The sequence below is a fragment of the Sedimenticola sp. genome, assembly GCF_050289425.1.
GTDB lineage: Bacteria > Pseudomonadota > Gammaproteobacteria > Chromatiales > Chromatiaceae > Sedimenticola.
In genome coordinates this window covers 53013-78688 of the sequence record NZ_JBNKFS010000018.1, presented here as the reverse complement: position 1 = coordinate 78688, position 25676 = coordinate 53013, and the positions used below count along the sequence as shown (strand labels likewise).

The following is a 25676-nucleotide window of genomic DNA, read 5'->3' as shown; positions in this document are numbered from 1 at the left end:
CTTACAATCCTTGCATTATGCGGTTGACGATCGCTTGGGGACGTATCGGTAATGGGCCGGCTTGGGCAAACGAACCAGTACTGTGCGGCAGTACCTTGCGTGCATTCAGATAGTCATAGAATTGGCCGCTATGATTTTGCTCGACGACCAGCAACTGATGGGCATTCGCGATGGCCGCCTTAAATGCCGCCGTCGGCAGGGGCGACAGCAGGCGCACCGCGACGGTGCGTGTCGGGTGCCCGTCCCGGGTTAGGCGGGCCGCCGCCTCTTGCGTGGCGGCGCTGGCCGAGCCCCAGGTGATGAGGCAGATCTCCCCCTCGCCGGTGATGTCGGCCCAGTCGTCTCCGTAATCGAAGGTGGTGAGTTTGTCGCGCCTTTTATCCAACTGCCGTTGATGTTCGGTGGCGGTCGATGAAGGGGTACCGGCCGGGTCGTGCTCCAATCCGTCCGCCGTATACATACAGTCGGCATCACCCGGAACAGCCATCGGTGACACGCCGTCATCGGTAACGGCGTAGCGGTGATAATGTGTGGCATCTGTTGCCCGTTTCCGCTTCCCTTCGAGCGGCGTCGAGCGGGGAGGATCGATCACGGCGCGGGACTGACCCTGCGACTGGTCGGTCAGCACGATCGCTACCGCTTGCAGCGTTTCGGCCAGTTTCACCGCCCACTCGGTGGTGAAGACGTTATCCCGTATGGAGAGCGCGCCCAGTACCAGATGGGGCGCGTCGCCATGCAAGCCGTAGAGTGCCAGATTGAGATCCGACTGCTCCGATTTGGTGGGGATGCCGGTAGAGGGGCCACCGCGCATGACGTTGCTGACCACGATCGGCGTTTCGCTGGCCACGGCCAGACCCAAACCTTCCATCATCAGGCTGAGGCCGGGACCGGAGGTGGCGGTCAGCGCCGGTACGCCGCCGAAGGAGGCGCCGATGATCATATTGACCGATGCCAGTTCATCTTCCGCCTGCACCAGCTCCCCGCCTAGGCGCTCCAGATTGGGCGCCAGCCACTCCAGCAACTCACTGGCCGGTGTGATGGGATAAGCCGCCACAAAGCGAACGCCGCCCTGCAGGGCACCCAAGCCACTGGCTTCGTTGCCGCTGATGTTCCAGCGCGTTGTGGGCATTTTCGGGACGCTGAGTGGTTCCAGTAAGGGTTGCGCCGGCGCCTGCCGGTAGCCTTGTTCAATACACTGCAGGCTGGCGTTGACGATGTGTTCGCCTTTCCGTTTCAGTGTATCCCGGGTGGCTGCCGCTACCGTTTCCCGGGGCAGTCCCATCAGTTGTGCCAGCAAGCCGAGGCCGACCATATTGGCGCGGCCGTTTTCGAGCTCTTTGGCCTGCTGTTCCAGGGGGCTGGTCAGTTGCCGGTTCGGCGAGAGATTAAAGGCAGGCGGAATGTCGCCCTTGTCGCGATCACACAGGATAATCGTTTCGGCGCTGAGCGGTATCTCATCGGCGAAACGGTCGACGTTGAGCCAATCCAGTACCAGCAGGATATCGAACTGATCATCCAGGTTATCCACCGGCCGGTCGGCAACCCGTAACATGATGGCGGATTCGCCACCGCGGATCTGCGGCCCCGATGATCGTGCCATCAGTGCGTAGAGTCCAAACCGGGCGATGCTTTCCAGCAGTATCTTTCCGGTCGTCACCACACCGCTCCCCCCGGAGCCGATAATGGCCACCGAGAGGCTGCGAGTCGTTGTAAGGTCGGTTTTCCTGTCCACCGTTTTCTCCCTGGCTGGTGCCCGCCCCTGTTCGTCAGTCGACGGTCCAGGGTGATTTTGCTGCTACCTATACTCGCATTTCCCGGTTTATAAGTGAATGATAATAGTCATCCTCCGGCGAGAAATAGCCAGTGCGTTATGGTGGCTGGAAAACGGAGCCGGCCGTATAGATTCATCGTTCTGTCATTCCCGTTCTGTATACCTGTTGTCAATTCGGGTTTTATCAGCGAAGGAGAGACGGAAACGATGGCGAAAAAATCTCATGCAAGACGTATAGCCAACCAACAACGCCAGACAGAATCGAAAAGAAACAGAGAATCGCGCAACCGCTCGACAAAACGACGCCAGTCCCAAGACGCCAATATCGTCGAACTGAACGCCCCCTATCACCACCTGGAAACCGCCTACTCTCCCCAACGTGCCAGACAGCCCCTCAAGGCCCGCACCGAATCTCAACGGCAGTATATCGAAGCCATTCACCGACACTGTCTCACCTTCGGCATCGGGCCGGCCGGCACCGGCAAGAGTTATTGTGCCGGGGCGCTGGCGGCTGAAGCGATGCAGTCGGGTCGTATCGAACGTATTGTCCTGACCCGGCCCGCCGTCGAAGCGGGGGAGAGTCTGGGCTTTCTGCCGGGTGATGTGGATGATAAATTTTCCGTCTATATCGATGCCTTCCGAGATATATTGGTGGAGCGGCTCGGATCGGGAGCGGTGGAATATGCTTTACGTCATGGCCGTATCGTGGCGGCTCCGCTGGCCTTCATGCGCGGCAAGACCTTTGGTCGCAATACCTTTGTCGTGCTGGATGAGGCGCAAAATACCACGCCGCTGCAGATGAAGATGTTTCTCACCCGGATCGGCGAAGGCTGCAAAGTGGTGATTAACGGCGATGTAGCGCAGAGCGATATCCCGGGTCGCAACGGGCTGGCTGACGCCATTGTACGAGTGCGTGATCTCCCCGATGTGTATGTACACGCCTTTGAACGTAGCGATATCGTGCGTAGCGGCCTGGTGCGGGCGCTGATCGATCGCTACGAAATAGCCGACGATTGTTAAGGTCGCGCGCTGTCGGGCCGCCGGGCACGATAGCGCCATTTTTGCTCCGCCCGACGCTCATTTCGGTAGCTGATCCACCAGTTCCATCAGTGTTTCGCTGGCAGGTCTTGCCACTTTTAATGCAAGCAGATCATCTGCCCGGGTCTTGCCTTGGTTGATGGCGACCACCGGTTTGCCTTGGCGTACCGCTTCCCGGACGAACTGGAAAGCGGAGAACACCATCAGGGAGGTGCCGGCCACCAGCAACGCATCCGCTTGGCGCAAGGCGACGTATACGGCGTCGATACGGTGGCGTGGCACCTGTTCACCATAGAACACTACATCCGGTTTCAGTACGCCGCCGCAGATGGGGCAGCCGGGTATCTGTATCTGGGTGAAATCGGTCTCCAGGTCGGCATCCCCATCAGGTGCGATGGCGGCGGTGTACGCCTCGATACCGGGATTGAGTGATGCCAGTTTCTGCTGCATCCAGTGCCGCGATTCCGGTTCGCCACAGCTTTGGCAGCGCAGTTGTTGCAAGCGGCCGTGCAGGTCGATCACCCGACGGCTGCCGGCCTTCTGGTGCAGGCCGTCCACATTTTGGGTGACTAGCTGGTGGATTCTGCCGCGCGATTCCAGGATGGCCAGTGCCTGGTGCGCGGCGTTCGGTTTTGCCCGACTGAACGGTATCCAGCCCAGATAGCTACGGGCCCAGTAACGTTGCCGAGTATGCTCACTGCCCATGAACTCTTGATAAAGAATTGGCTTACGGCGTTTCCACAGGCCGTTGTTATCCCGATAGTCGGGGATGCCTGAATCGGTGCTGCAGCCGGCCCCGGTTAACACGAATAGCTGCGGGTGCTGCGCCATGAATCGGTGAAGTGTTTGCATAGGAGAACGGTCTGCTCAGGGCTCGTAAGATAGTGTATCGTAATGGCGCTGGTTGTGGGACAACCGCTGATCGGCCTGGATTATTGGTCGGTTATCGCATCTAGATTGAGTGACGATATGAGCAAAATTGCCATTCTGATTGTGGTCGTGCTGATTATTGCGGCGGGGATCTATAGCGAGCTACAACGCGGAAATAACCTGACACACACCGCCAAGCGGTTGGGGCTGGATTTCAGTTCGGGCCTGCAGCCGGTAACAGCGGAACTGCGCGCATTGGATTTCGACCTGCTGCGTCAAGGTAACGAAAACCTGGCGAACCGGATGTGGGGGCGTCGGGATGGCTATTCGATAGAGATTTTCGACTACAGTTTTGATGCGACCGCTGCCGGCGAAGGTTTCGGCGCCCATCCTGTGGCCGATGATCAGGTGAATATCGAGCGTCGTAATCAAACCGTAGTGCGTCTGCAATCGACGGCCACTTTCCCTGATTTTGATCTGAGTCCGGTCTCGGGGCCGATGCGCCAGGTCGCCAGTCGGTTCGCATTTACGCCGCAGGTATTGGAAGCGAACCGGGCGTTCGGTCAAACCTACCGGCTATTGGCGCGAGATGCCGAACGCTGTCGCAAACTGTTCAGCCCGGAAGTCCAGGCATTTCTGATTAGCCATCCCGGATTGGTGGTGGAGGGGCGTGGTTCCCAATTGTTGTTCTATCGTTTTGGGCGACGCCTCAAGGCCAAGGAGATTCCGTCCTTTGTTGCGGAGGTACAGGCGCTGATCGGGCTGTTGGAAGCGGCGATGGAGGCGGCTTGACCGGTTTGAACGCCGCCAGCCTCTTGGGTCAGAGTTTATCGAAAAAATCTGTGACGCGACAAACAGCCACAGCGTGCTGACGACGGTGCTGCATCATAATTGCTTGGCGTTTACCCATTGTCCCAGTCGGTGACCGATCTCGTTATCCCGTTTTTGTTTTTTGAGCCGCCATGTTTTCGGTTGGCGGTTTCCGGTAGAATGCGCGGCTGAAAGCCACTAATCCTCGTTAACCACGACAAGGAACGTAACGGAGTATCCGCAATCGATGCGCGCGTTTTTTTACTTTATTCTGCTGATGCTGGTATCGCTGTTTCTCAGTGGCTTGGTTAACTACCCGCTCTATGGCTTGCTCCAGGACAGCTTGAGCAAGGGACCGCACAAGTTAATCACCACAACGGCAAAACTGATCGCCATTCCCGGGTTTATCCTGATTATCCGGCACTTCGCCATCGATAATAAAGTTGGGCTGGGATATGGTCTGCCGAAAATGGAATTTCTGCGCGAATTGCTGAAAGGTTGGTTTAGCGGTCTGGCGATCCTGTTGCTGTTGAGTGCCGCCCTGATCCTGTTTGGGGTGCGTACGCTGAACTGGCCCGCCGAAGGGTGGCAGCCGATACTGCTGCGTACGGTGCTGGTGGCGCTGATCGGTGGTCTGCTGATCGGGTTTATCGAAGAGACGTTCTTTCGTGGCGGACTGTTCGGCGCGATTCGCAGGCAGCACGGTTTTGTTTCCGCTATGCTGCTTTCCAGTCTGTTCTATGCCGGGTTGCATTTTATCAGTCCTATGCCGTTGACCGGTGATACGGCGGATACCTGGTATAGCGGTTTGCAGATATTGTCGGGTGCCTTTTCGGAACTTGTCGAATGGGGGACCTTTGACTCTTTTCTCGCGCTGTTTGGTCTGGGGGCCTTCTTTGCGGTCGTACGGGAGCGAACCGGGAATATCGCCTACTGCATCGGTCTTCATGCCGGCTTTGTGTTTGTGATCAAGGTCGTGCGTAAATTTACTGACCTCAATCCTGACAGCGATTTTAGCTTCATGGTAGGAAGTTATGACGGCATGATCGGCTACCTCTCCGCTGCTGGTTTGTTGATTCACACCCTCATCGTCTACCGCTACTGGCGTCGCCCCAGGCTGGCCAAGGCCGGCGGTTAGACGGCCGGCCAGTTTACAGCGGGAATCTCAGTCACGGTCCCTAATCTGGACAAAAGGCTGGAACGTATCCAGCGCTGCAGATTTCTGGTTAGTTTCCTGTCTCCCATTACTTGCATTTTTCCCTGGCTGACCGCCTTATCAAACTCCTGTTTACAGGTCCAGACCGCGGTCATCACCTGCAACGGGCTGCGGATTAGGATGTCTACCTCATAGCCGGGATCATTCAGGCATAGATCAACCTCGCCGTTTTCCGCTATCAGCCACCAGTCACGCGCCCCCTTTGGTGCATCGGGATACTCAAATTGAACAACCACGCGGTGAGCGGGAAATACCGCCGGATCGACGCTTCTTCGCATATCCCACATCAATAACCCGGCATCCAGATCATCTTCATTTAATTCTGACTGAGCCCATCGATGACCCCACGCGCCCATCAGTTCGACGATCGGTCGCAGCTCTCGTCCGGCGTTGGTTAAGGTATAGCGGATGGTGCCTCCCTCTTTCTGGCAATCAATAATACCGGCTTCGGCGAGTTGCTTGAGGCGTTTGGACAACAGTGACGGAGACATCAGCGGCACCCCCTTTTGCAGTGTGCTAAAGCGTGTGCTACCGGCGATCAACTCCCGGATAACCAGCAGGGTCCAGCGTTCACACAGCAGCTGGGTAGCCTGTGCCAACGGGCAAAACTGACCATATGCCTTCATCTTTTAACTCCATTGTTAGTTTAGACTTTTTATAAATCGCTACCTAAGCCTAGCATTTACTACAGATTCTGTACTTCTGCGTTGCCCGGCCCGGTGCTATGTTGCGGGTGTGACTATGAGTTATCTATTTTTCTGGCAAGGATCACTGCCGCAACCGGAGGTAAACAGACGATGAGCCAATCACTCTACGAAAGACTGGGTGGGAGCGAGGGGATAACCGCTATCGCCAATGATGTGGTCGATAATCATATGGTCAACTCGGCTATCTCCCAACGCTTTCAAGACTCTGATCTTGATAAGCTCAAGCATGCCGCGGCGACATTCTTTATCACCGGTACGGGCGGGCCTGAAGTGTATGAAGGAAAGGACATGCTATCCGCACACAAGGGTATGAATATTTCCGCTACAGAGTTCATGGGCGTGCTTGACGATGCGTTGTTGGCACTGGCGAAAAATAATATTGCCCAGCGTGAGCAGGAGGAGGTGCTATTCGTACTCTATAGCATGCGCCCGCATATTGTGCATGTGTAAGCACTAAGCCGTTTCAGGTGTGCGGCACCTGAAACGGCATCTTGGTTGATGTTTGCTTAGGCTGTATAAAACGACATAAAACGGCAATGCAATCGCTGTTTTCAGCCTAAGGAACCTCTGATTAATTCAGAGGTTCCGGCAGTACAGGGATGTGTCGCCATTTTCGGTGGCTGTAAGCCATTGAAAATGAAGAAAACGAAAAATCGTATTTTTTGTTTTCGAGCGCTGATAAAGCCAGGGATGGCTTTAATCAGGGCTTCCCTAAGTGAAAAGATGGGTTACTAAATGCGATCAGTCTACATTGGCCGTTCATCTCTTTGCTCTTCGATTTCGGAAGGTTGGATTGGATTGTCTAGGGCAACCTCGACCCTGTTTCTTCCGGATTCCTTGGCGGTGTAGAGTGCTGTATCGGCGCGTCGGATGAATGCCTGGTCGCTATCCGCATGATGATACTGGGCCACACCTATACTGATGCTGGAGTTGATCCGGCTATCGGTGTCGGGGGTGAACTGTTGTTGATTGAAATGAATACGCAAGCGTTCTGCTGCGGCAGACGCCTCATTTAGGTCGGTGTTTGGCATCAAGACCACAAACTCTTCACCGCCATAACGGTAGGCGGAATCGATATTGCGCAGACAGTAGCGGATGGAGTCGGCCAGACCGATCAGTACTTCATCACCCGCCAAGTGGCCATATTGATCATTGAAACGCTTGAAGTGGTCGACATCCATCAGTAGCAGAGAGAGTGGGGTGTGGTGGCGACGACTCCTCTCCGTTTCGGTGGCGAGTTGCTGGTAGAAATGGCGCGAGTTATAGAGAGCGGTTAATCCGTCGGTAATGCTGAGTTGACGGAATTGTTGTTCACTTTTACGCAAGGCGGCTTCAGCCATCTTTCTCTCGGTAATATCCTGGAGTGTTTCAATGGCGCCGGTGATGGTACCGTCAGCCTTGCGCAGAGGGGCCGCGGTAAAGTAGAGCCAGCGGCCACTTTCACCCATTTCAGGAAAAAAATCTTCGGCCTCGTAGGCGTCCTCCAACAGATTTGAGCGTTTATATTTGCCCTCGTAGTAGACCGCAACCCCTTCATCCAGCGCTTGCTCCAGAACCAAATCGGCCATCACCGGCCGCTCATTGGTGTAAAATGCCCGCCACTGTTCTGTCGTACCCAGCATCTCGGATGAGGGGTGTCCCGTTAAGGCAGCGCAGGCATCATTCCAGTGGGTGACCCGGTGGTTTTGGTCAATCACAAATGTGGCCACCGAGATACGTGCCACGATCTGCTGTAAAAGCTGTTTGCTGGATTCCAACTCTTCTTCCGCCTGTCGGCGGGCAGTGATGTCTTGTAAGGTCTCTATCGCACCGAGAACATTACCCTGCTCGTCACGTAAGGGGGCGGCGGTAAAAAACAGCCAGCGGCCATTTTCGCCCAGAGTGGTAAAAAAGTCGGTGGCCTCATAAGCATCATCAAGCAGGTCAGAGTGTTCAAATTTTCCCCGGTAGTATTCCGCTAGGTTAGTGGCGAGTCCGCCTTCTACTATCAAGTCCGCCATGACCGGTCGCTGTTCGGGATAGAAGGCCCGCCACTGTTCATTGGATCCTAACGCCTGGACACTGGTTACGCCGGTTAGTTGGCTGCAAGCGCGGTTCCAGTGGGTGACGGTATGCTGCTTGTCGATGACGAAGGTGGGAATCGAGCTCTGTTCAACAATCTGGCCCAGTAGCCGTTCGCTTTCTTTAAGCGCTTCTTCCGCGCTTTTATAGGCCTGTCGCTCACGATAGGCGTTAACGGCGTCATGAAGTACGATGGGTAACAGCTCCAGATAGGCTTCACCCCCCTCCTTGACGATGTAGTCATCGACGCCCAATTTTAACGCCTCGACAGCCAGGCGTTCGGATCCCCTGCCGGTGAGGATTACCATAGGTAGGGAGCAACCCTGATTGAGTAATTGTTGACACATCTCCAGACCGGAGATACCCGGCAGTTTGTGGTCGATGACGGCGATGTCGAAGTACTGTTTCTGCTTGCAGATCAGTTCAAGCGCCGATTCAGCCCGGACACATTCGGTTATCCGGTGTTGGCTGTTGTCCTGTTTTAGCGCTCGGGTAAATGCGAGTTGGTCGTGTGGATTATCCTCCACCAGTAGGATAGTTAATGGTTCAGATGTCTTGGTTCGAATCATATTTGTCTCCCGGGTGGGTAGCGAGATTCCAGAAGTCACTGGTGGTGCGCAGTACGGCAGAAAGCTGTTCAAAGCCTACCGGTTTACAGATGAAGGCATTCGCGCCGATTTCGTAACTCCGTATACGATCCTCTTCTGTTTTGGACGTGGTCAGCATGACCACAGGCAGATGCTTGTAATGTTCTGACTCGCGCAGATATCTCAATACTTCGAGGCCGCTCATGCGCGGCATGTTGATATCGAGCAGCAGAAGGCCGGGGCGCGGTGCGTGGGTCGGATGGGTATAGCGCCCCTGCCTGAACAGGTAATCCAGGCACTCTTCCCCGTCGTGGACGATGTGTAACGCATAGGGGATCTCTCCCTTTTTCCAAGCTCTTCGAGTGGCTACAATGTCGTGTTCGTCATCTTCAGCCATGAGTACTACAAAGGATTGCTCAGTCAACTTTTCCAACCTCAAATCGATGGCCGTCGGCGGCAACCTTTAGATAAAAGGTACTCCCCTGACCGGGTGCTGATTCAATACGAATGTCCCAACCCATATGTAGCGCAGCTTTCTTAACGATAGCTAGACCGATACCGGTACCGGCATACTCTGAACTGGTGTGCAGCCGTTGGAATACACGGAATATCTGTTGCTGATGGTGTGCGGCGATACCGATGCCATTATCGCGAAGCCAGATTTCAATCGTGCCGTTGCCGTTGGATATCCAGCCCATATTGATCTGCTTTTTCTCTGAACAGTTAAATTTGATCCCGTTGGCAATCAAATTCTGTAAGATCTGTGTCAGCAGGAACGGATCGCCGTACAGCGTAGGCCAGTCATTCTGGTGGTTGATCTCCACATTACTGTCCATGGGCAGGATTGCCAGCAGTTCATCTATCACAGCGGTGGGTTGGAACCACTGATTCCTGGTGTCACTTCGGGTAATGCGTGAGTATTCCAACAGATCGTCAACAATCTGCTCTCCCTGACGCAGCGCCTTTTTCAACCCTTGCAGGTAACCCTCCTGTTCCGCCGCCAGGGTTCCGGATAAATCTTCTGCAAGAAAGTCGGCATAGTTCCGGATGGCCCGGAGTGGCGCCTTTAAGTCATGGGAAACGACGTAGGCGTATTGGGACAACTCTTCATTGGCGGCAAGAAGTTCGTGTGTCCGGTGTGCCACCAACTCCTCAAGATGGCGATGATGGCGCTCCAAATCTGCCCGTGCCTGATTGCGTTCCGTGACGTTCTGTAACGTTTCGATGGCTCCAATGACCGAACCATCATGCCCGCGGAGCGGTGCAGCGGTAAAATACATCCAGTAGCCGGAGTCACCCATTTCGGGAAAAAAATCTTCCGCTTCGTAACCGTCGGCGATGATTCGTGATCGGCGACAGCTCTTTTCGCCGTAGTAGCGAAATATCTCCGGCTCAGACACTTGTGACAGCACCAGGTCTGCCAATACCGGGCGTGGCTGTTGGTAGAAGGCACGCCAGCACTCGCGCCGGCCGATCATCATGTTGGCGGAAAGACCGGTGGCCAATTCACAGGCATGGTTCCAGTGACTCACTCGGTGTTCGCTATCGAGGACAAAGATGGGAATGGCGCAGCCCTGTACGATGCGGGCCAACTGCTCTTCACTGGCGGCTGCCGCCTTTTGTGCTTGTACGCTGCTGGTGACATCGGTGAATGTGCTGACAAATCCTCCACCGGACAGTGGTGCGCCGCGCACTTCGATAACTTTCCCGGATGTGCGTTCATGCGTGAAACAGTGTGCCTCAAAGCGCTCAGCACGCCTGATGCGTATCTCAATCTGTTCGTTCCTGTCACCTGGTCCGTATTCCCCACATTCAGCTTGGTACTGGATGATGGATCTCAGCGGTGTACCGCTTTCTCCGTACTGTTGGGGCAGGCCCAATAGTTCCAGATAACGGCCATTGCAGTAGACCAGCTCCAGGCGGCGATCGAATAGACAAAACCCCTGATCCAGACTCTCCATCCCGTTTAAAAGCCATCGCAGGTATCTGCCTTCGACGGTGGAGGTCTGTTTCAGTGTTTTCTTCATCAGCACTACCTAATGTAACGATCGACTATCGGTATAGAATTTAAGTGTAGATGTCGAAACGTGGTTGAGATATACCACAGGCTGGTAACTGCTGAACAACATGGATTCATGACGGATCGGAAGGTGGGTGGTGACGACGGTTACCATGCAAATGCCAACGGACCTGATCTAAGGCGACGACGGAGCGGCAGGTCGGTTATCGATGGGATGCCAGCCGCATCCACTATTGAGACAGTGGTTCGGTTTTCGCCGCTTTTTTTGACGGGTTTGAACCGCCGTCAAAACTGTTGATAAACGCTTCAAGTTGGTCCGGTGGCAGCGGTTTGCTGAAATAATAGCCCTGGGCTTCGCTGCAACCCTGCATGCGTAGGTAGGCCAGCTGATCGGCTGTCTCAACACCTTCGGCGATGGTGCTCATGTCGAGGCTGTTTGCCAGATTGATAATAGCGGTAACAATGGCTTTGTCATCCGGGTCGTCATTGATATCGCGCACAAAGGATTGATCGATCTTCAGCTTGCATACCTTGAATCGCTTCAGATAACTCAGGGATGAGTAGCCCGTGCCGAAGTCATCGATAGACATCTGTATGCCTTGTGCATGGAGCCGGTCCATAATGGTGACGGCAACTTCAGGATAATCCATCGCTACCGCTTCGGTGAGTTCCAGTTCCAGGTATTCGTGCGGTAAGCCGAATTCGTCAAGGATTGTGATAACCATCTCTTCCAGGCCGGTGTGACGGAATTGGGCGGCGGAGAGGTTAACAGCCATCATCATGGGTGGTAGCCCGCGATCAAGCCAACACTTCAATTGTCTAATCGCTGTACGCAAGACCCATTCGCCGATCTTAATGATCTGTCCGCTCTCTTCGGCGATCGGTATGAATTCGCCGGGTGAAACCCAACCGTAATCCGGATGCTGCCAACGTAGCAGCGCCTCAACACCCACTATTTGGTTATGCAGCAATTTGATTTGTGGTTGGTAATGGAGCTCAAGCTGGTCCAGTTTCAGTGCTTGTCGCAGGGCGCTTGCTAAATACAGGTTACGGGCAGAATGTTGCTGCATCTCCTGGGTGAAGAAGCGAAAATCATTGCGATTTTCTTTCTTCACCCGATGCATGGCTGCATCGGCATTCCTAAGCAGTATCTCCATATCCTCGCCATCATGGGGATAGATGGCAATGCCAATAGAGGGTGTGATGATCAGTTCGGTTTGATCAATGCAGCAAGGCTTTGAAACCTCTTCGATTAAATTGGTTACTACTCTTGCCGCACCATGCTCATCTGTACCGGGCAGCAGGATGATAAATTCGTCTCCCCCCATGCGCGAAACCGTATCCTGCTCCCGAATATTTGCCCAAAGTCGGTTGCTGGTTTCGATCAGTACTTTGTCCCCGATACTGTGGCCCAGTGTGTCGTTGATATGTTTGAAGTTATCCAGATCGATAACCATCACCGTCAGTGGATCACCACTACGTTGCGCCAAGCTTAGGGCATACTGAAAACGGTCACTTAACAGACTTCTGTTTGGTAGCCCGGTGAGTTGATCAAAATACGCCAACTCATGGATGCGCTTGTCGGCATCGATTTTATCTGTAATGTCTTCTTTGATGGCCAGGAAGTGTGTGACTTGATCCCCGGATTGACGGATTGGATAGATCAGTGTCGATTCAACGTATTCAGTACCATCTTTACGCAGGTTATACAGGTTGCCACGCCACATCTCCCCGCGAGTTAATTTGTCCCACATCTCTTGATAGGTCTTCTTGGGTGTTTTCCCAGACTGTTGAAAACGTGGATTTCGGCCTATCACTTCTTCCCGGCTGAAACCGCTTACCCGCTCAAAGGTGTCGTTCACATACTCGATGTTGGCGGCAGTGTCGGTAATTATAATAGACGCCGGGCTCTGCTCAACGGCGATGGAGAGTTTATTTAGGCGTTCTGTGGTCCGTCGGTGTTCGGTGATGTCATGTATGATGGCGAGAATGCAGGGTATCCCTTTTAGCTGAATAAGCTTTGCCGACATCATGCCGATACGCATCTCGCCACTTTTCATGACGAACTCCGCTTCCATATTTTCACAAATGCCACGGGTGCGGAGCGCATTGGTCATGTGTTGGTGATCTTCCGGATGGTGCCAGACCTGGATGTTCGCGGAGGATTTTCCAACGATATCCTGTCTGTTCCAGCCGGTAATGGACTCGAAGCCGCTGTTTACATCGAGATAGGTATCGTCGTCCATACGGCTGATGTACAACGCATCCGGACTGGTCTGAAAAACCAGGCGGTAGCGTTGTTCACTTTCCTGCAGCTCGACGAGTGTCCGGTCATAGCGCTCCTTGAGCGTAAATTGTTCCAGGGCGAAACTGATGTCCTGGGCCATTTCCAGCAACAAGTCTTGAACTGCCGGGTCAAAGCCGTTTATCTCACAAGAGTAGAGCATGAAGGCGCCAATCGCCTGGCCATTTTTATAGAGCGGCAGTGAGGCGGATGCGGCCCAACCATGGTCGCGACCCCGGTTATGCCAGGGTTTGGTCCGTGGATCATTGAGATAGTCCTGGCACCAGACTGGCCGTTGTTCGCGTATCGAGACACCGGTTGGACCCTGTCCGGAGGGCTCGTCGGCTCTAAGTGTGATGGTTATATTTTTCAGATATTCGATGCCTTTCCCGAAGGATGCCGCCGGCTTAACCTGTCCATCTTTTTCATCCAGCATGCCTATCCAGGCCATTGCCATGCCGGCAAAACTGACGGCATTTTGGCAGATGATAGGAAACAGCTCCTGTTCACTGTTGCAGTGAAGTATGGACTGGTTGCAGTGGCTCAGGGCAGCATAAAATCGTGTTAACCGTTCTATCTTCAGTTTGTCTTGTTTGCGTGCTGTAATATCACGAGACAACACAATGAACCGGGCGTCGCCTTTTTTGTCTCCTGGCAGGCAGGACACGGAGAGTTCGAACCAATGTTTATTGTCGTTGATATCCAGCTCAAACTCTCGCCCCAGGGAGACGCCCTCTACTTCCGCTTCGTGGAGTGACTGTAAAACGGTTTCCGCAGCGTTTGGTGGCAGTATTTGACGCACTGTTTTACCGAGTAAATGCCCGGGTGGTGCTGCCAACAGATCACGGCAGTGGGAGTGAAAGTCAAGATAACGTCCCGACCTGTCCAACTCAAACATCAGATCGGGTAGGGCATCCAGTGTGGCGCGTAAACGATTCTGGATGGCGACCAAATGTCCAGTCCTGGTAGCTAACTTCCCTCTCAATGCCAGAGCGATTAACCCGGTTGCCAGCAACAGCGACAGGATAAACAGTAACGTCAGTTTTACCGATTGTGGAATCAGGGTTTCCGGTACGCGTTGGTCCCACTGTTTTAGCACCGCATAGTAGGGGGAGTCGGGATCTTTATGCCAAACGGACAGGTGCTCTTCAATGGCTTCAAGCAGGTCAGCATTCATTCCCTTTGCAGTGGCAAAAAACAGGCGCGCGGGTTGAAAGACGATAGGTGTTTCCAGCAGTTGAAAGTTGGCGGCGTTATAGCCGCCGTAGAAATGGTTGGCGATCACTCCATCCGCTTGACCTGATCGGGCCTGCTGAAATGCCGCATCAAATGAGTGGGTGGCGAGGATGGTGGTGTCCAGACCGAAATTTTTTGTCATGTTGATAAAATTACTTTGCTGAATACTGCCATCCAGCAAAGCTATCCGTTTGCCGTCCAGGTCTAATATCGAGTCGATCTGGACATCCTTGCGTCGGTAGATCTGTGACCAGCTGTAGAGTGCGGGCGTTGTGTGGAAGTCAAAGAGTTGGTGACGGGCTTCGGTGTAAGCCACATCCGGTAATAGATCAATGTGGCCATCAGTTAACTGTTCCAGGCAGGTTTGCCAGTGACAGGTCACATAGATAAATTTCCATCCTTCCTCCTTACCGATCAGTGCCAGTAACTGGGGAAAAATCCCCTTGGCCTCACCCTGCCCGGCAGTAAAAATCTTGGGTGGATTTTCATAGATGCCGATACGGACTTTGCGTGCTTCGGCTTTGGCCGCGAGAGGGTGGGCCGATGTCATTAACAGGCAGAGGAGCGTGGCGACAAGCTTGACGGTCTGGCCATGGAGGTCTCGTAACATCATTGTTAATTCGCTACTCCTTGTCGTGGTGATTCGTATACGAGAAATGAACCTGTCTGGCTCCCGTAAATGTCCAACTCAGTACGCCTGTGTTGGCTCCCTGCTCAATCCGGGTCATCTTCGGTGACAATGACCCTGCAAAATATACTTTTTATAGACTAGCAAAGAACCGGTGGTTTGGTAATTTTAATCATCTGACTTATTAGATGGCTATTTTTATTAAATGATTTTTTTCAATAGGTTGGCCCGAGTGGGTGATTTTTTGACGTGTTTAAATCGGTGAGGTACTCATGTGGATTGCGGGTAGGAAAATGGGAAACAAATGTCTATATGAAAGCAAAAATGACACGGTTTGGTGCTATCTGTGCTTTACTAGAGTACCTTATTAGGGTACCGCGGCTGACATGGAGAGATTTCATCTGGTTTGCCGGTCGACGACGCCTTGGGATAAACGGTGTCATGAACCGAAAGTTGGACGAATACAATCCGAAGACAGCGTGTGAACAGATCAGAAAATAGCGCCGACAATTTTCCGGTGCGTTATCAAGAGAGTGATTCCGGGCGACGTATCTTTGTCCCATTACTGTTAGTACTCTGTATTAGCTTGAGCAGCTATTTCTACATCTTCCAGTTCGCCACTGAGAATATCGACAATCAGGCTCAGTTAGAGATGAAGGATCGGGTCGAGGTGGCCCTGAACATCGAGTCAAGACGACTGGGCGATCTGCTGACCGAATACGCCTTCTGGGACGTGTCCCACCTCAACCTCATACAAAAGCCCGATGCAAAATGGGCGGATGAGAATATCGGTAGCTATATGGCGGACAACCTCTCCATGGCGTTGTCCATTGCGGTGCGCGGTGATGATAAGGAGTCCATCGCTTATCGTAATGGGAAAGAGGTGAAAGGGGTGCTGCCTAAAATTCGGCAGGCCGGTATCGACCCCCTCATCGCCCTTATTCGAAAGAATACCCGTCAACCAGATCCGCAAAACGCCTTTATAACCGTTGACGGGCAGTTGATGTTGTTGGCGGTCGATACCTTTACCCCGGAATTTGAAGATAGCCCGGCTGCCGACGGCTCCTACCTGTTAATTGCCCGATCGGTTACCCCCGATTACATCGCCTCAATTGGAGACCTGTATAAGATCCCCAATCTGCGTATTGCCAGGGGGCCGATTAGTGATGCGAACCTTTTTCACACCATCACCGACCTGAATAAAAATGCCGCGGTTACCCTGACCTGGGATGAGCGTTCTCCGGCAACAGCGATTTCTTATCAGGTGGCTATGCCTCTAACCGGTATTTTTTTGCTGATGGTGTTGATCAGCGCCTGGATTATTCGCATGGATATCTACCGTCGTCAGCAGCAAGAGAAAATACTCCGGGATCTGGCGACCCATGACCCGCTTACCGGCATATACAATCGGCGTCAATTTTTTCAATTGGCGCATCAAGAGTTGGGCAGGACCAACCGCGAGCAGAGTGCCATGAGCCTGCTGATTCTGGATATTGATCACTTTAAGCAGATAAATGATCAGTTCGGACATCTGGCCGGTGATCAGCTATTGATCAATACGGCCACCGTATTATCAGCGGGGCTCAGGGAGTTCGATATCATCGCCCGCTATGGTGGCGAAGAGTTTGTCATACTGCTGCCCAATACCAATCTAAACCAGGCGAATGAAATTGCCGAGCGCTTGAGGGAGCAGGTAGAGGAAACGGCGCTCCAGTTTGAGAACGATTCACTAAACGTGACTATCAGTATAGGTATTACCACATACCGCTTTCATGAAGAGACCCGCGAGCTGCTTGCACGTGCCGATCACGCGCTATATGCCGCCAAACATGCCGGTCGTAATCGGTGTCGTGTCGCCAGCGCCTGAACTGTATCTAGTTAGTCACGCTGCCTGAGCGAGCCACATGAGTCTGTTTCACCTCTCCCCATAGCATTTCCTCTGGGCTGTGGCGTTCTTGTTGTCCGAAGTTTGTGGGTGTTTGGTTAGGGCCGGACGGGAAGTCTGGCTGGGGCCTTCTATACTTAAATCGTAAGTAGGTGAGGCAACGATGAAACGTATGGATACCTTATTTAGGCTATGGCTCTTCATCCTGTTGACGGCACTGATTATGCCGGTTCAGGCGGTGGAAGACGAGACCGCACCGGCTGGTGCGGTATGGATACTGAAGCTGGATGGTGTGGTGGGACCCTCTACGGCCGACTATCTGGTGCGTGGCTTACGGCAGGCTACCGAGTCGAGCGCCGCGGCGGTGTTGCTGCGTATCAATACCCCAGGTGGCCTGGATAGTTCGATGCGTGAAATGATCGCTGCGGTGTTGGCTTCGCCGATACCGGTCATCTGCCACGTGGCACCCTCAGGTGCCCGGGCAGCCAGTGCCGGCACCTTCCTGCTCTACAGTTGTCATGTAGCGGCCATGGCACCGGCCACCAATCTTGGGGCGGCCACACCGGTTTCCATCGGTACGCCGCTGAGCCAGGCGCCCGGTGGTGATACGCCGACGCCCAACGACGATAGCGATCAGGCACAGGAGGGTCAGTCGGTTTCACAGGGAAAAAGTGCCATGGAGCGAAAGCTGACCAATGATGCCGTCGCCTATATCCGTGGCATCGCCGAACTGCGGGGGCGCAACGCCGACTGGGCTGAAAAGGCGGTGCGCGAGGGAGCCAGTATCAGTGCCAGCCGTGCTTTGGAGCTGGGGGTGATCGACTTGATGGCCGCCGACACGGAAGCCTTGCTGAAGGCCCTGCAAGGGCGGCGTGCACGAATCGGTGAACGGGAGATCAGTCTGGATCTGCTGGCATCCCCTCGGGTTGTTCTCAATCCAGATTGGCGGAGTGAATTTCTGGCTGTTATCACCAACCCCAATGTCGCCTATGTCTTGATGTTGGTGGGTCTCTACGGATTGATCTTTGAATTCTCCAATCCCGGTTTCGGTCTGCCGGGGATCCTCGGTGCCACCTGTCTGCTGGTGGCGCTTTACGCATTTCAGATACTGCCGGTCAGCTATGCGGGGCTGGGTTTGATGCTGCTGGGTGTGGGTTTGATCGCGGCTGAGGTGATGATGCCCAGTTTCGGTGTGTTCGGTGTCGGCGGACTTATCGCTTTTATAGTCGGGTCGATCATGTTGATGGATACCGAAATACCGGCCTATCAGATTGCCATGCCGATTATCGTCGCCTTGGCGGTCATGACTGGCGCCATACTGTTCCTGGTGCTGGGAATGGTGCTGCGGGCGCGTCGGCGGCCGCGGGTATTTGATACGGCTTCGCTGCTGAATCAACCGATGACGGTGGAACGGGTCGACGAGACACAGGTGCTGGCGCGCTTCGAGGGTGAACTGTGGTCGGTGCATTGCATGGATCCGCTGAGAGTGGGGGATCGGGTCAAGGTAAAAGCCATGCATGGCTTGACCTTGGAGGTGGATAAACTGGAGGGCTGAAATGGTGGCAATACCTTACTTTACATTAACGCTGATCCTGTTCGTTGTGCTGTTGATGATTACGATGTTTCGTGTTCTGCGTGAGTACGAACGCGGTGTCATCTTTCTGCTTGGCCGTTTCTACAAGGTGAAGGGACCCGGCCTGATTATCGTTATCCCTGTCATTCAACAGATGGTTCGTGTCGACTTGCGGACCCTGGTAATGGATGTGCCGACCCAGGATGTCATTTCACTGGACAATGTCTCGGTCAAAGTCAACGCGGTCATCTATTTTCGGGTGGTGGATCCGGAACGGGCGATCATACGCGTGGAAAACTATCTGGAGGCGACTAGCCAACTGTCTCAAACCACCTTGCGTTCGGTGCTTGGTCAGCACGAACTGGATGATATGCTGGCCGGGCGCGACAAACTGAATGCCGACATCCAACGGATTCTGGACAAACAGACCGATGCCTGGGGTATCAAGGTCGCCAATGTGGAGATCAAGCATGTCGACCTGGATGAAAGCATGATCCGGGCAATTGCCAAACAGGCGGAGGCAGAACGCTCCAGGCGCGCCAAGGTGATCCATGCCAGCGGAGAGTTGGAGGCGTCGGAAAAGTTGCTCAACGCGGCGCAGATACTGGCACGGCAACCTCAGGCCTTGCAGTTGCGTTATATGCAGACGCTGACGGAGATTGCCGGCCAAAACACCCATACGATAATTTTTCCGTTACCCATGGATATGATCAATCAGTGGGCGGGGGTAATGGGCTCGGCGCCGACCGGGAACGAGGGAGATGCCGAATAGATTCAGCTGGATAATTTCTTGTCCCCGTTAGCAGGTGTTAAAAACAGCATAATGCTTAGGGTAAGCAATCCTGTATAAGCTGATACGATTAAATTATTTACCCATCTGTCGTGCTTGGCGGTAATGTCACTCTTGGCAATGGACCCATACCGGGATAGGAATTCAAAACCATGAGTAATATTATTCGCGAGCGTGTGACGCGCGTCCACCACTGGAATGAGACACTTTTCAGTTTCAAGACCAGCCGCAGTGATGCTTTTCGATTTCATAATGGCCACTTCACCATGATCGGCATCGAGGTGGAGGGGCGACCGTTGATGCGCGCCTACAGTATCGCCAGTGCCAACTATGAGGATGAACTGGAATTTTTCAGTATCAAGGTACCTGATGGGCCGCTGACTTCACGGCTGCAAAAAATACAGGTGGGCGACGAACTGCTGCTCAGCAAGAAACCCACCGGGACGTTGATTGCCGATCACCTGTTGCCGGGAAAAAACCTCTACTTGCTGGCAACGGGTACCGGCCTGGCGCCGTTCCTTAGCATTATCAAAGATCCCGATATATATGAACGCTATGAGAAAGTGATCCTGACCCACGGTGTGCGCTATGTCTCCGAATTGGCTTATCAAAAGATGATCCAGGAGGAGTTGCCGCAAAATGAATATTTTGGCGAATTGATCGCCGATAAGCTGATTTACTATCCCACGGTGACACGGGAACCGTATCGCAACCAGGGACGCCTGACGGATTTGATGGAGAGCGGCAAACTATTTGCCGACCTCGGATTGCCGGCATTTGATACGGAAAGTGATCGCTTTATGATCTGCGGCAGTCCCTCCATGCTGAGGGATACCTGCGATATGCTCAAACGACGCGGTTTTGAGGAGTCCCGCAATGGTGTGGTGGGCAGTTATGTTATCGAGCGGGCGTTTGTAGAGTCTTAAGACGGCGTGTGTACGGAAAAGAGGATCGGCAGGCCAGTGTTGTCCTGCCGATAGGTGAGGGGGGGTGGATCGATAAGCAGAGGTCAATCCTGGTCGGTCGTACTGTGTTTCTGCGGTACGGCTTGCATGAGGGCTTCTGTGGTGACGACCTCGCAGAATTCGTCATTAAGGCTGGCAAGATGAACCGCGTGGATCGTTTCTGCCGGATACAGCTTGCCGTCAGGCCCCTTCCTGTCAAATGTCGCTGTGGCGTCGGAAACCAGCAGTGTGACAAATCCCAGGTTCCCCGCCATGCGCGTGGTGGATGACACGCAGTGGTCGGTTGTCAAACCGACCATGACCAGCTGTTCGATACCGTTATTTCCCAGGAAAGCTTCCAATCCCGTGCCAATAAATGCGCTATTTACCGACTTTTTGAAAATCGGTTCACCCTCTATCGGTTTGGCTTCGGCTTTGAATTCGCAACCGGGCAGCTCCGGGCGCAGCGGCGAATCGGGATGCACCGAACAGTGTTGTATATGTATCACTGGTCTGCGCGCCTTACGCCAGGCCTGCAACAGGCGGGCGATGTTTGCTTCGGCATCCGGATTATTGCGTTTGCCCCATTGTGGTGCGTCCAGACCTTGTTGTACGTCGATAATCAATAGCGCGGTATTTGTTGGTAGTAACGGCTCCAAACTATTCTCCTGCGTGGTACCTGTGTACTCCATACAATGCCCTGAATTGCCTTTATTGAAAAGTGTCTCGGTCGCTATCTGTTGAGGGTCCTTTTGGCTTTCTCCCGTGTATTCCGACGGAACCGGTCGAGTGTTAGGGAGAGATAGGTATCAAACGCCTGGTAAACGTCATTCTCTTTTGAGTCGCAAATCTTTTCTGCATCGTAATCGTTGGCACCGCCCAGCTCGGTCAGGTATCGCTTATTCAGTTCCCGTACGCGTTTGGCACAAATGGCGGCCTGTGCCGACTGGCTTCGCCGCTGTTGCCAAGTTGCCAGTGTCTTGCGCTTGCAATCGACCAATTGCAACGGCGTCTTGTTTTTCGGTGTGCCATTGGCCACGCCGATACAATAGCCTTTGGTGCTTTTGATCATCACGTTAGGCCATTGGTCCACCACTTCACCACCCGGGTAGTGGAATGCCCATTTCTGAAATGCTGACCCGTTACAAGGTTGCATCTTCAACTGCGAACCTACTCCCCCGCCCTGATCATAAGCGTCAAGACAGATACCTCCGTGGCCAATCAGCTCGTTTAAACCGGTCACCAACCAGCGCTGATTGAGGTTACTTTTTATATTTTCCTTGCAGTTGTAAGTTTGTACACGATCCCCTGGCTTTGCCTTACCACCCGCAATATCCATGCAGAGATGGATATTCTCTTTCGGGTTCATGCTAAAGGTGTAAGAAAGACCGGGTCGTGCTTTATCCACGGCATGGCTGGTAAGTGGTGCGATGGTCATTACGATGAGCAGTACGAGACGTGTGTTCACGGTTTCTCTCCCTGTAGTGATTCTTATTCGAATAATATTGGACCGTATAATAATTGAAGCGGGGCCTGGCTATGAGCAAGGTGTTTTTTTACTCCAATTCAGTTGCACAAGGCCATTGGGTAAATGATGTCATGCGAAAAATTCGCGGTATTTTGCAAAAATTAAACCCTATTCATCATCCTGGCCAAAATTTAGCAGTGCATCAAAATCGATGATCCGTATCGTGCCGTAGTCGATGGCTACGATATTTTTCTCTTGCAGTACGTTCAAGGCTTTATTGACACGTTGTCGGGAAATGCCGGAAAGGCAGCCGAGTTCCTCTTGCGAAAGTTTCAATTCATCACTGCTGCCTGGGTACAGTTGCGGGTTAAACATGGAGGCGAGTCCACGGGCTACTCTTGCCTCCGGCGATAATAGCCGGTCATTTTCCATGTAGCCCATAAACTGTCCAAGACGTTCATTAACTTGCCTGAGTAAAAATTGGTTAAAGGGGATGCTTTCGTCCAACAGCCAGAAGAAGGTCTCTGCGGGCATAAATGCGATAGTGGTGTGGCGTAGGGCGACTACATCATATTTGCGTATTTCACGTTTGAGTAAGGAACCTTCACCCAGCCAACTGCCTTTGGGTATACCGGTGGCCAGCGATGCATGTTTTCCGCTGGCGGAGCTGACGCTTAGTTTCACGATCCCTTCACAAACCCCGAGCCAGATATCCGCCGGGTCTCCCCGGCGGCATATCACCGCGCCTGCCACATATGATCGGCAGCGTATCGCGGCACGTACTTTCCGCATCTGTTCGGCGGATAGCTCCTGGGTCCAGGGGCTGATGTCCAATAGGTAGTCGAGTGAATCCACGTAAAAACTGTCATCCAGGTGACAGACCTCGCTGTAGCCTGCTGTTAGGATTTTTTTGTCGCAGCCATGCATTGGTGCCGGATGCAGATCATGTCGGAGTATGCAGGAATAGCCGTTGATCCTCAATACAGCGGGTGTGCGCCTATGAAGTGAGAAGAACCTGATCACATCTTTGTAGAAGCAGCTTCGTAACCGAGTTGGTTCTGCCGAATGGCTACTGCATGACTGTGAATCAGACAGAGTGCGGAGGAGAGTCTATGTTCTCAAAAATTACCAATATCGATGTGGCGATGTCACAGGTAGGTGCGGGTTCAGTCGTCATGATTAGCGAATTTGTCGGCGCCGGTGAACCCCTGTGCTGTATAGAGTGGTTGCAAAATAACGGCGTTTCAAACTTGACCCTGATTACCAACACCGCCGGTATGCCGGGCGGGTTTGGTAAGGCGAAACTGTTTGAAAACGGGCAAATAGATCGCTTGATCGGGTCGCACGTGGGAACTACGCTTGAATCCACTACGCAGTATCTAAACGACCGGCTGCTGATCAAGGAGTTTTATCCCATGGGAACCTGGGCGGAAAAAATACGTGCAGGAGGCGTGGGGCTGGGCGGGGTGTTGGTACCCGTGGGGGTTGGTATTTTGGACCAGCCCGGCTTGTTCCGGCAACTGGATGGAGCAAAGCGGAAAGTTGAACTGGATGGGCGCGATTACCTGTTGGAGGCGGCCATTACTGCCGATGTATCGATTATCAAGGGTTATCGAGCTGACCCGATGGGCAACGTCGAATTTCGCTACACCAGTACACAGAATCAAAAAGATATGGCGATGGCGGGGCGCTATACCATCGTCGAAGTAAATGAAATTGTTGAGGTGGGAGATATTCCGGCCGAACGGGTAGGTTGCCCAGGCGTGTTTGTCGACGCCGTTGTCCAGGGCAAGCCTTTACAAACGCAGCATGAACATTACAGAACACACTGGATCAAGACAGGGCGGCTAAGCACCGTATAAAACGCATGTGGAGGGGGGCATGACAACCATTCAAATCGACAAAATGTCAGCCAGAGAGCGAATAGCACGACGCTGTGCACAAGAGCTGAAAAATGGTGAAGTCGTCAATTTGGGTATTGGCATACCCACATTAACGGCCAACTATCTACCACGCGGGGTAGAGGTGATCTTTCACAGTGAAAATGGGATTTTCGGGTTTGCGGGCAAGCCCCAGACAGGCGCGGCCGACAGCGATATTACCAATGCCGGCTGTGAACCGATCACCTTGATACCGGGGTCGGCCATTATGGATTTGACCACGTCATTGGGGGCGATGCGAAACGGCTATATCGATGTCACTATCCTCGGCGGTCTGGAAGTCGACCAGCAGGGCAATCTGGCCAATTGGGCCGTGCCGCGTGAAGGAAAATGGTGGCCGGGCATCGGCGGGGCAATGGATCTCTGTTATGGCACAAAGAAAGTCATAGCGGCATTAAACCATATGGATAAACAGGGTAACTCCAAGATACGCAAGGCGTGTAATCTACCTCTCACCGGGCGTGGATGCGTGTCGGTTATCGTGACCGACAAAGCTGTATTTGATATCACGGAAACGGGCTTGATACTGCGTGAAGTGTGGCAGGGCGTAACCGTTGAAGACATTGCGAACTGGACCGATGCCGACTTTCAGGTGTCGCCGGAGCTTTGCGAGATGGATCTGAATGCCGGGGCGGAATATGCTGTGGCATCGTGACCGTTTCATCTGTGTGTGCCTTTGGTGAGTTCGGTTTATTGCCTCAGGTACAGCGGTGTTCAGTATGATCTCCTAAAGCGGTGACAGGCGATTCAAGGATGGTATATCGCTTCATCAACTGCCACGGCGCCACATCACATCGCAGTGCTCCTTATCGGCGGCTTTCAGTAGTTCGATCAGTGGCAGGGCGCGGTGAGCCAAGGGTACTACAGGCTCTTCATCGTCGTTATTCTCCACGTTATCGGTACCGGGAACGGCCATCTCAGCTTCGATGGCCGCTTCAAGGCGTGTCAAGGCACCATGAATCTCATCTGCCAGTATTGCGCTGGGTACCGTACCGCTATGACCCATCATGTGTAGCAGTCGAGTAGCAATATCGCCAAACATCGTGATATTGGCATAGGCCGGGCAGGTGAAGGTCACTAGCATGGTTGTTTTCTCTTTGGGCCGATGTGGCTCTGAATTTGATATGACGAAGTGTGCCGATGATGCCAAGGCCAGTACAGACCCGTCTGGAGAGTACGGCTTAATGTTTTTTTATCGTCCTCTTATCGATTCAGGGTCATCGTAATCGCCGGGACGTGGGTCAATGTCTGGTAGACGACGCAGTAACGTTCCGTCAGCTTCAGCAAGGAGGCGAGCTGTTCTTCGTCGGCATCACAATCCAGCTCGAAGTTCAGGCGGATCTGTTTGAATCCCACGTCGGCCTCCTTGGTCACCCCGAGGGTACCGCGAAAATCGAGATCGCCCTCTACGTATACGCTGGCATCACGGAGTTCGATACCGATAGCCGTGGCAACGGCGTTGAGGGTGACGCCTGCGCAAGCCGCCAGAGCCTCCAGCAACATATCCCCGGAGCAGGCACTGAGGCCGTCGCCCCCCGTGGCCGGATGTAACCCGGCCTCCACCATCGCCTTGCCAGTTTCAATCTTGCAGGTAATACCTTCACCAATGCGGGACTGGGCCTTAAGTGTGATAAGTGCCGACTCCGGTTGTTCCCGATACTGCTGCTTCAAGGGGGCTTGAAGCGCGCGAATCTCTTCTGCCTTCATCTCTGTTACCTGACTCCCGGTGCTCTATTCATATTTCGACATGGGTAGCGTTACAGGGGTGTCTATCCCTCCCGATCGGGGATCCTGACCGCTATCCCTCAAAAGTCAGTGTAGCCGGGATGGCAGATCCATGGGACGTCG

The 25676-nt window shown here is 53.4% G+C and carries 22 protein-coding genes; 10 read left to right on the top strand and 12 right to left on the bottom strand.

Going from position 1 to position 25676, the window contains the following annotated elements:
- Position 1: 1 nt before the first annotated feature.
- The gene (locus ACQY5R_RS13260) at positions 2–1732 is read right to left on the bottom strand and encodes a 2-oxoacid:acceptor oxidoreductase subunit alpha (RefSeq protein WP_428609285.1); all 1731 of its coding nucleotides are present in this window, start codon (positions 1730–1732) and stop codon (positions 2–4) included.
- A gap of 246 nt (positions 1733–1978) precedes the next feature.
- Between ACQY5R_RS13260 and ACQY5R_RS13255 the strand changes: the two genes are divergently transcribed.
- Entirely contained in the window at positions 1979–2791 is an 813-nt protein-coding gene (locus ACQY5R_RS13255) for a PhoH family protein (protein ID WP_428609282.1), read from the top strand.
- A 57-nt stretch (positions 2792–2848) separates the two neighbouring features.
- Here ACQY5R_RS13255 and ACQY5R_RS13250 read toward each other — a convergent pair whose 3' ends face one another.
- Positions 2849–3661, bottom strand: coding sequence for an NAD-dependent protein deacetylase (locus tag ACQY5R_RS13250; protein WP_428609279.1), 813 nt, complete (start codon positions 3659–3661; stop codon positions 2849–2851).
- Between the two features lie 42 nt (positions 3662–3703).
- Between ACQY5R_RS13250 and ACQY5R_RS13245 the strand changes: the two genes are divergently transcribed.
- On the top strand, positions 3704–4471 hold the full coding sequence (locus ACQY5R_RS13245; RefSeq protein ID WP_428609277.1) for a hypothetical protein: 768 nt from the start codon (positions 3704–3706) through the stop codon (positions 4469–4471).
- Between the two features lie 265 nt (positions 4472–4736).
- A complete protein-coding gene (locus ACQY5R_RS13240) occupies positions 4737–5627 on the top strand; it encodes a lysostaphin resistance A-like protein (RefSeq protein WP_428609274.1) in 891 nt (296 codons plus the stop codon).
- Here ACQY5R_RS13240 and ACQY5R_RS13235 read toward each other — a convergent pair.
- Positions 5624–6331 (bottom strand): winged helix-turn-helix transcriptional regulator, encoded by a 708-nt coding sequence (locus ACQY5R_RS13235; protein WP_428609271.1) that lies wholly within the window; start codon positions 6329–6331, stop codon positions 5624–5626. The two genes, ACQY5R_RS13240 and ACQY5R_RS13235, sit on opposite strands and share 4 nt — an antisense overlap.
- A gap of 171 nt (positions 6332–6502) precedes the next feature.
- Here ACQY5R_RS13235 and ACQY5R_RS13230 point away from each other — a divergent pair, with 171 nt between their 5' ends.
- Positions 6503–6862, top strand: a complete 360-nt coding sequence (locus ACQY5R_RS13230; RefSeq protein ID WP_428609268.1) for a group I truncated hemoglobin — start codon at positions 6503–6505, stop codon at positions 6860–6862.
- A gap of 296 nt (positions 6863–7158) precedes the next feature.
- Here ACQY5R_RS13230 and ACQY5R_RS13225 read toward each other — a convergent pair whose 3' ends face one another.
- The 4 genes from ACQY5R_RS13225 to ACQY5R_RS13210 form a co-directional block, all read right to left on the bottom strand.
- Positions 7159–9042: a diguanylate cyclase gene (locus ACQY5R_RS13225; RefSeq protein WP_428609266.1), complete on the bottom strand. Its 1884-nt coding sequence runs from the start codon at positions 9040–9042 to the stop codon at positions 7159–7161.
- On the bottom strand, positions 9020–9484 hold the full coding sequence (locus tag ACQY5R_RS13220; RefSeq protein ID WP_428609264.1) for a response regulator: 465 nt from the start codon (positions 9482–9484) through the stop codon (positions 9020–9022). Before ACQY5R_RS13220 ends, ACQY5R_RS13225 begins: the two co-directional genes overlap by 23 nt.
- Complete coding sequence (locus tag ACQY5R_RS13215; RefSeq protein WP_428609261.1) at positions 9477–11087, bottom strand: PAS-domain containing protein; 1611 nt, start codon at positions 11085–11087, stop codon at positions 9477–9479. The genes ACQY5R_RS13220 and ACQY5R_RS13215 overlap by 8 nt, the downstream gene beginning before the upstream one ends.
- 223 nt (positions 11088–11310) lie before the next feature.
- Positions 11311–15213, bottom strand: a complete 3903-nt coding sequence (locus tag ACQY5R_RS13210; RefSeq protein WP_428609259.1) for an EAL domain-containing protein — start codon at positions 15211–15213, stop codon at positions 11311–11313.
- Positions 15214–15709: 496 nt separating this feature from the next.
- On the opposite strand from ACQY5R_RS13210, the gene ACQY5R_RS13205 reads away from it, so the two are divergent.
- From ACQY5R_RS13205 to ACQY5R_RS13190, 4 genes are all read left to right on the top strand, one after another.
- Positions 15710–17095: a sensor domain-containing diguanylate cyclase gene (locus ACQY5R_RS13205; RefSeq protein ID WP_428609256.1), complete on the top strand. Its 1386-nt coding sequence runs from the start codon at positions 15710–15712 to the stop codon at positions 17093–17095.
- Positions 17096–17276: 181 nt separating this feature from the next.
- On the top strand, positions 17277–18668 hold the full coding sequence (locus tag ACQY5R_RS13200) for an NfeD family protein (protein ID WP_428609254.1): 1392 nt from the start codon (positions 17277–17279) through the stop codon (positions 18666–18668).
- Positions 18669–18723: 55 nt separating this feature from the next.
- Entirely contained in the window at positions 18724–19458 is a 735-nt protein-coding gene (locus ACQY5R_RS13195; RefSeq protein WP_428609319.1) for a slipin family protein, read from the top strand.
- 170 nt (positions 19459–19628) lie between these two features.
- Positions 19629–20402 (top strand): ferredoxin--NADP reductase, encoded by a 774-nt coding sequence (locus ACQY5R_RS13190; RefSeq protein ID WP_428609251.1) that lies wholly within the window; start codon positions 19629–19631, stop codon positions 20400–20402.
- A gap of 83 nt (positions 20403–20485) precedes the next feature.
- Here the strand turns inward: ACQY5R_RS13190 and ACQY5R_RS13185 are convergent, their stop codons facing one another.
- From ACQY5R_RS13185 to ACQY5R_RS13175, 3 genes are all read right to left on the bottom strand, one after another.
- On the bottom strand, positions 20486–21079 hold the full coding sequence (locus ACQY5R_RS13185) for a cysteine hydrolase family protein (RefSeq protein WP_428609249.1): 594 nt from the start codon (positions 21077–21079) through the stop codon (positions 20486–20488).
- A gap of 74 nt (positions 21080–21153) precedes the next feature.
- The gene (locus ACQY5R_RS13180; protein WP_428609247.1) at positions 21154–21888 is read right to left on the bottom strand and encodes a ricin-type beta-trefoil lectin domain protein; all 735 of its coding nucleotides are present in this window, start codon (positions 21886–21888) and stop codon (positions 21154–21156) included.
- A 168-nt stretch (positions 21889–22056) separates the two neighbouring features.
- Positions 22057–22815: a Crp/Fnr family transcriptional regulator gene (locus ACQY5R_RS13175; protein WP_428609245.1), complete on the bottom strand. Its 759-nt coding sequence runs from the start codon at positions 22813–22815 to the stop codon at positions 22057–22059.
- A gap of 185 nt (positions 22816–23000) precedes the next feature.
- Here ACQY5R_RS13175 and ACQY5R_RS13170 point away from each other — a divergent pair, with 185 nt between their 5' ends.
- On the top strand, positions 23001–23750 hold the full coding sequence (locus tag ACQY5R_RS13170) for a CoA transferase subunit A (protein WP_428609242.1): 750 nt from the start codon (positions 23001–23003) through the stop codon (positions 23748–23750).
- Between the two features lie 19 nt (positions 23751–23769).
- Positions 23770–24483 (top strand): 3-oxoacid CoA-transferase subunit B, encoded by a 714-nt coding sequence (locus tag ACQY5R_RS13165; protein WP_428609239.1) that lies wholly within the window; start codon positions 23770–23772, stop codon positions 24481–24483.
- A gap of 114 nt (positions 24484–24597) precedes the next feature.
- Here the strand turns inward: ACQY5R_RS13165 and ACQY5R_RS13160 are convergent, their stop codons facing one another.
- Positions 24598–24912 carry a DUF1840 domain-containing protein gene (locus ACQY5R_RS13160; RefSeq protein WP_428609236.1) on the bottom strand — a complete coding sequence of 105 codons (315 nt, stop codon included), beginning with the start codon at positions 24910–24912 and terminating at the stop codon, positions 24598–24600.
- Positions 24913–25031: 119 nt separating this feature from the next.
- The gene (locus ACQY5R_RS13155; RefSeq protein WP_428609233.1) at positions 25032–25535 is read right to left on the bottom strand and encodes an OsmC family protein; all 504 of its coding nucleotides are present in this window, start codon (positions 25533–25535) and stop codon (positions 25032–25034) included.
- Positions 25536–25676 lie beyond the last annotated feature (141 nt).

Bases quoted from the DNA above. Each gene is read 5' to 3' on its own strand.
- ACQY5R_RS13255 (WP_428609282.1), top strand. From the start codon at position 1,979: ATGGCGAAAAAATCTCATGCAAGACGTATAGCCAACCAACAACGCCAG.
- ACQY5R_RS13250 (WP_428609279.1), bottom strand. From the start codon at position 3,661: ATGCAAACACTTCACCGATTCATGGCGCAGCACCCGCAGCTATTCGTG.
- ACQY5R_RS13245 (WP_428609277.1), top strand. From the start codon at position 3,704: ATGGCGCTGGTTGTGGGACAACCGCTGATCGGCCTGGATTATTGGTCG.
- ACQY5R_RS13240 (WP_428609274.1), top strand. From the start codon at position 4,737: ATGCGCGCGTTTTTTTACTTTATTCTGCTGATGCTGGTATCGCTGTTT.
- ACQY5R_RS13235 (WP_428609271.1), bottom strand. From the start codon at position 6,331: ATGAAGGCATATGGTCAGTTTTGCCCGTTGGCACAGGCTACCCAGCTG.
- ACQY5R_RS13230 (WP_428609268.1), top strand. From the start codon at position 6,503: ATGAGCCAATCACTCTACGAAAGACTGGGTGGGAGCGAGGGGATAACC.
- ACQY5R_RS13225 (WP_428609266.1), bottom strand. From the start codon at position 9,042: ATGATTCGAACCAAGACATCTGAACCATTAACTATCCTACTGGTGGAG.
- ACQY5R_RS13215 (WP_428609261.1), bottom strand. From the start codon at position 11,087: ATGAAGAAAACACTGAAACAGACCTCCACCGTCGAAGGCAGATACCTG.
- ACQY5R_RS13210 (WP_428609259.1), bottom strand. From the start codon at position 15,213: ATGATGTTACGAGACCTCCATGGCCAGACCGTCAAGCTTGTCGCCACG.
- ACQY5R_RS13200 (WP_428609254.1), top strand. From the start codon at position 17,277: ATGAAACGTATGGATACCTTATTTAGGCTATGGCTCTTCATCCTGTTG.
- ACQY5R_RS13195 (WP_428609319.1), top strand. From the start codon at position 18,724: ATGATTACGATGTTTCGTGTTCTGCGTGAGTACGAACGCGGTGTCATC.
- ACQY5R_RS13190 (WP_428609251.1), top strand. From the start codon at position 19,629: ATGAGTAATATTATTCGCGAGCGTGTGACGCGCGTCCACCACTGGAAT.
- ACQY5R_RS13175 (WP_428609245.1), bottom strand. From the start codon at position 22,815: ATGCATGGCTGCGACAAAAAAATCCTAACAGCAGGCTACAGCGAGGTC.
- ACQY5R_RS13170 (WP_428609242.1), top strand. From the start codon at position 23,001: ATGTTCTCAAAAATTACCAATATCGATGTGGCGATGTCACAGGTAGGT.
- ACQY5R_RS13165 (WP_428609239.1), top strand. From the start codon at position 23,770: ATGACAACCATTCAAATCGACAAAATGTCAGCCAGAGAGCGAATAGCA.
- ACQY5R_RS13160 (WP_428609236.1), bottom strand. From the start codon at position 24,912: ATGCTAGTGACCTTCACCTGCCCGGCCTATGCCAATATCACGATGTTT.
- ACQY5R_RS13155 (WP_428609233.1), bottom strand. From the start codon at position 25,535: ATGAAGGCAGAAGAGATTCGCGCGCTTCAAGCCCCCTTGAAGCAGCAG.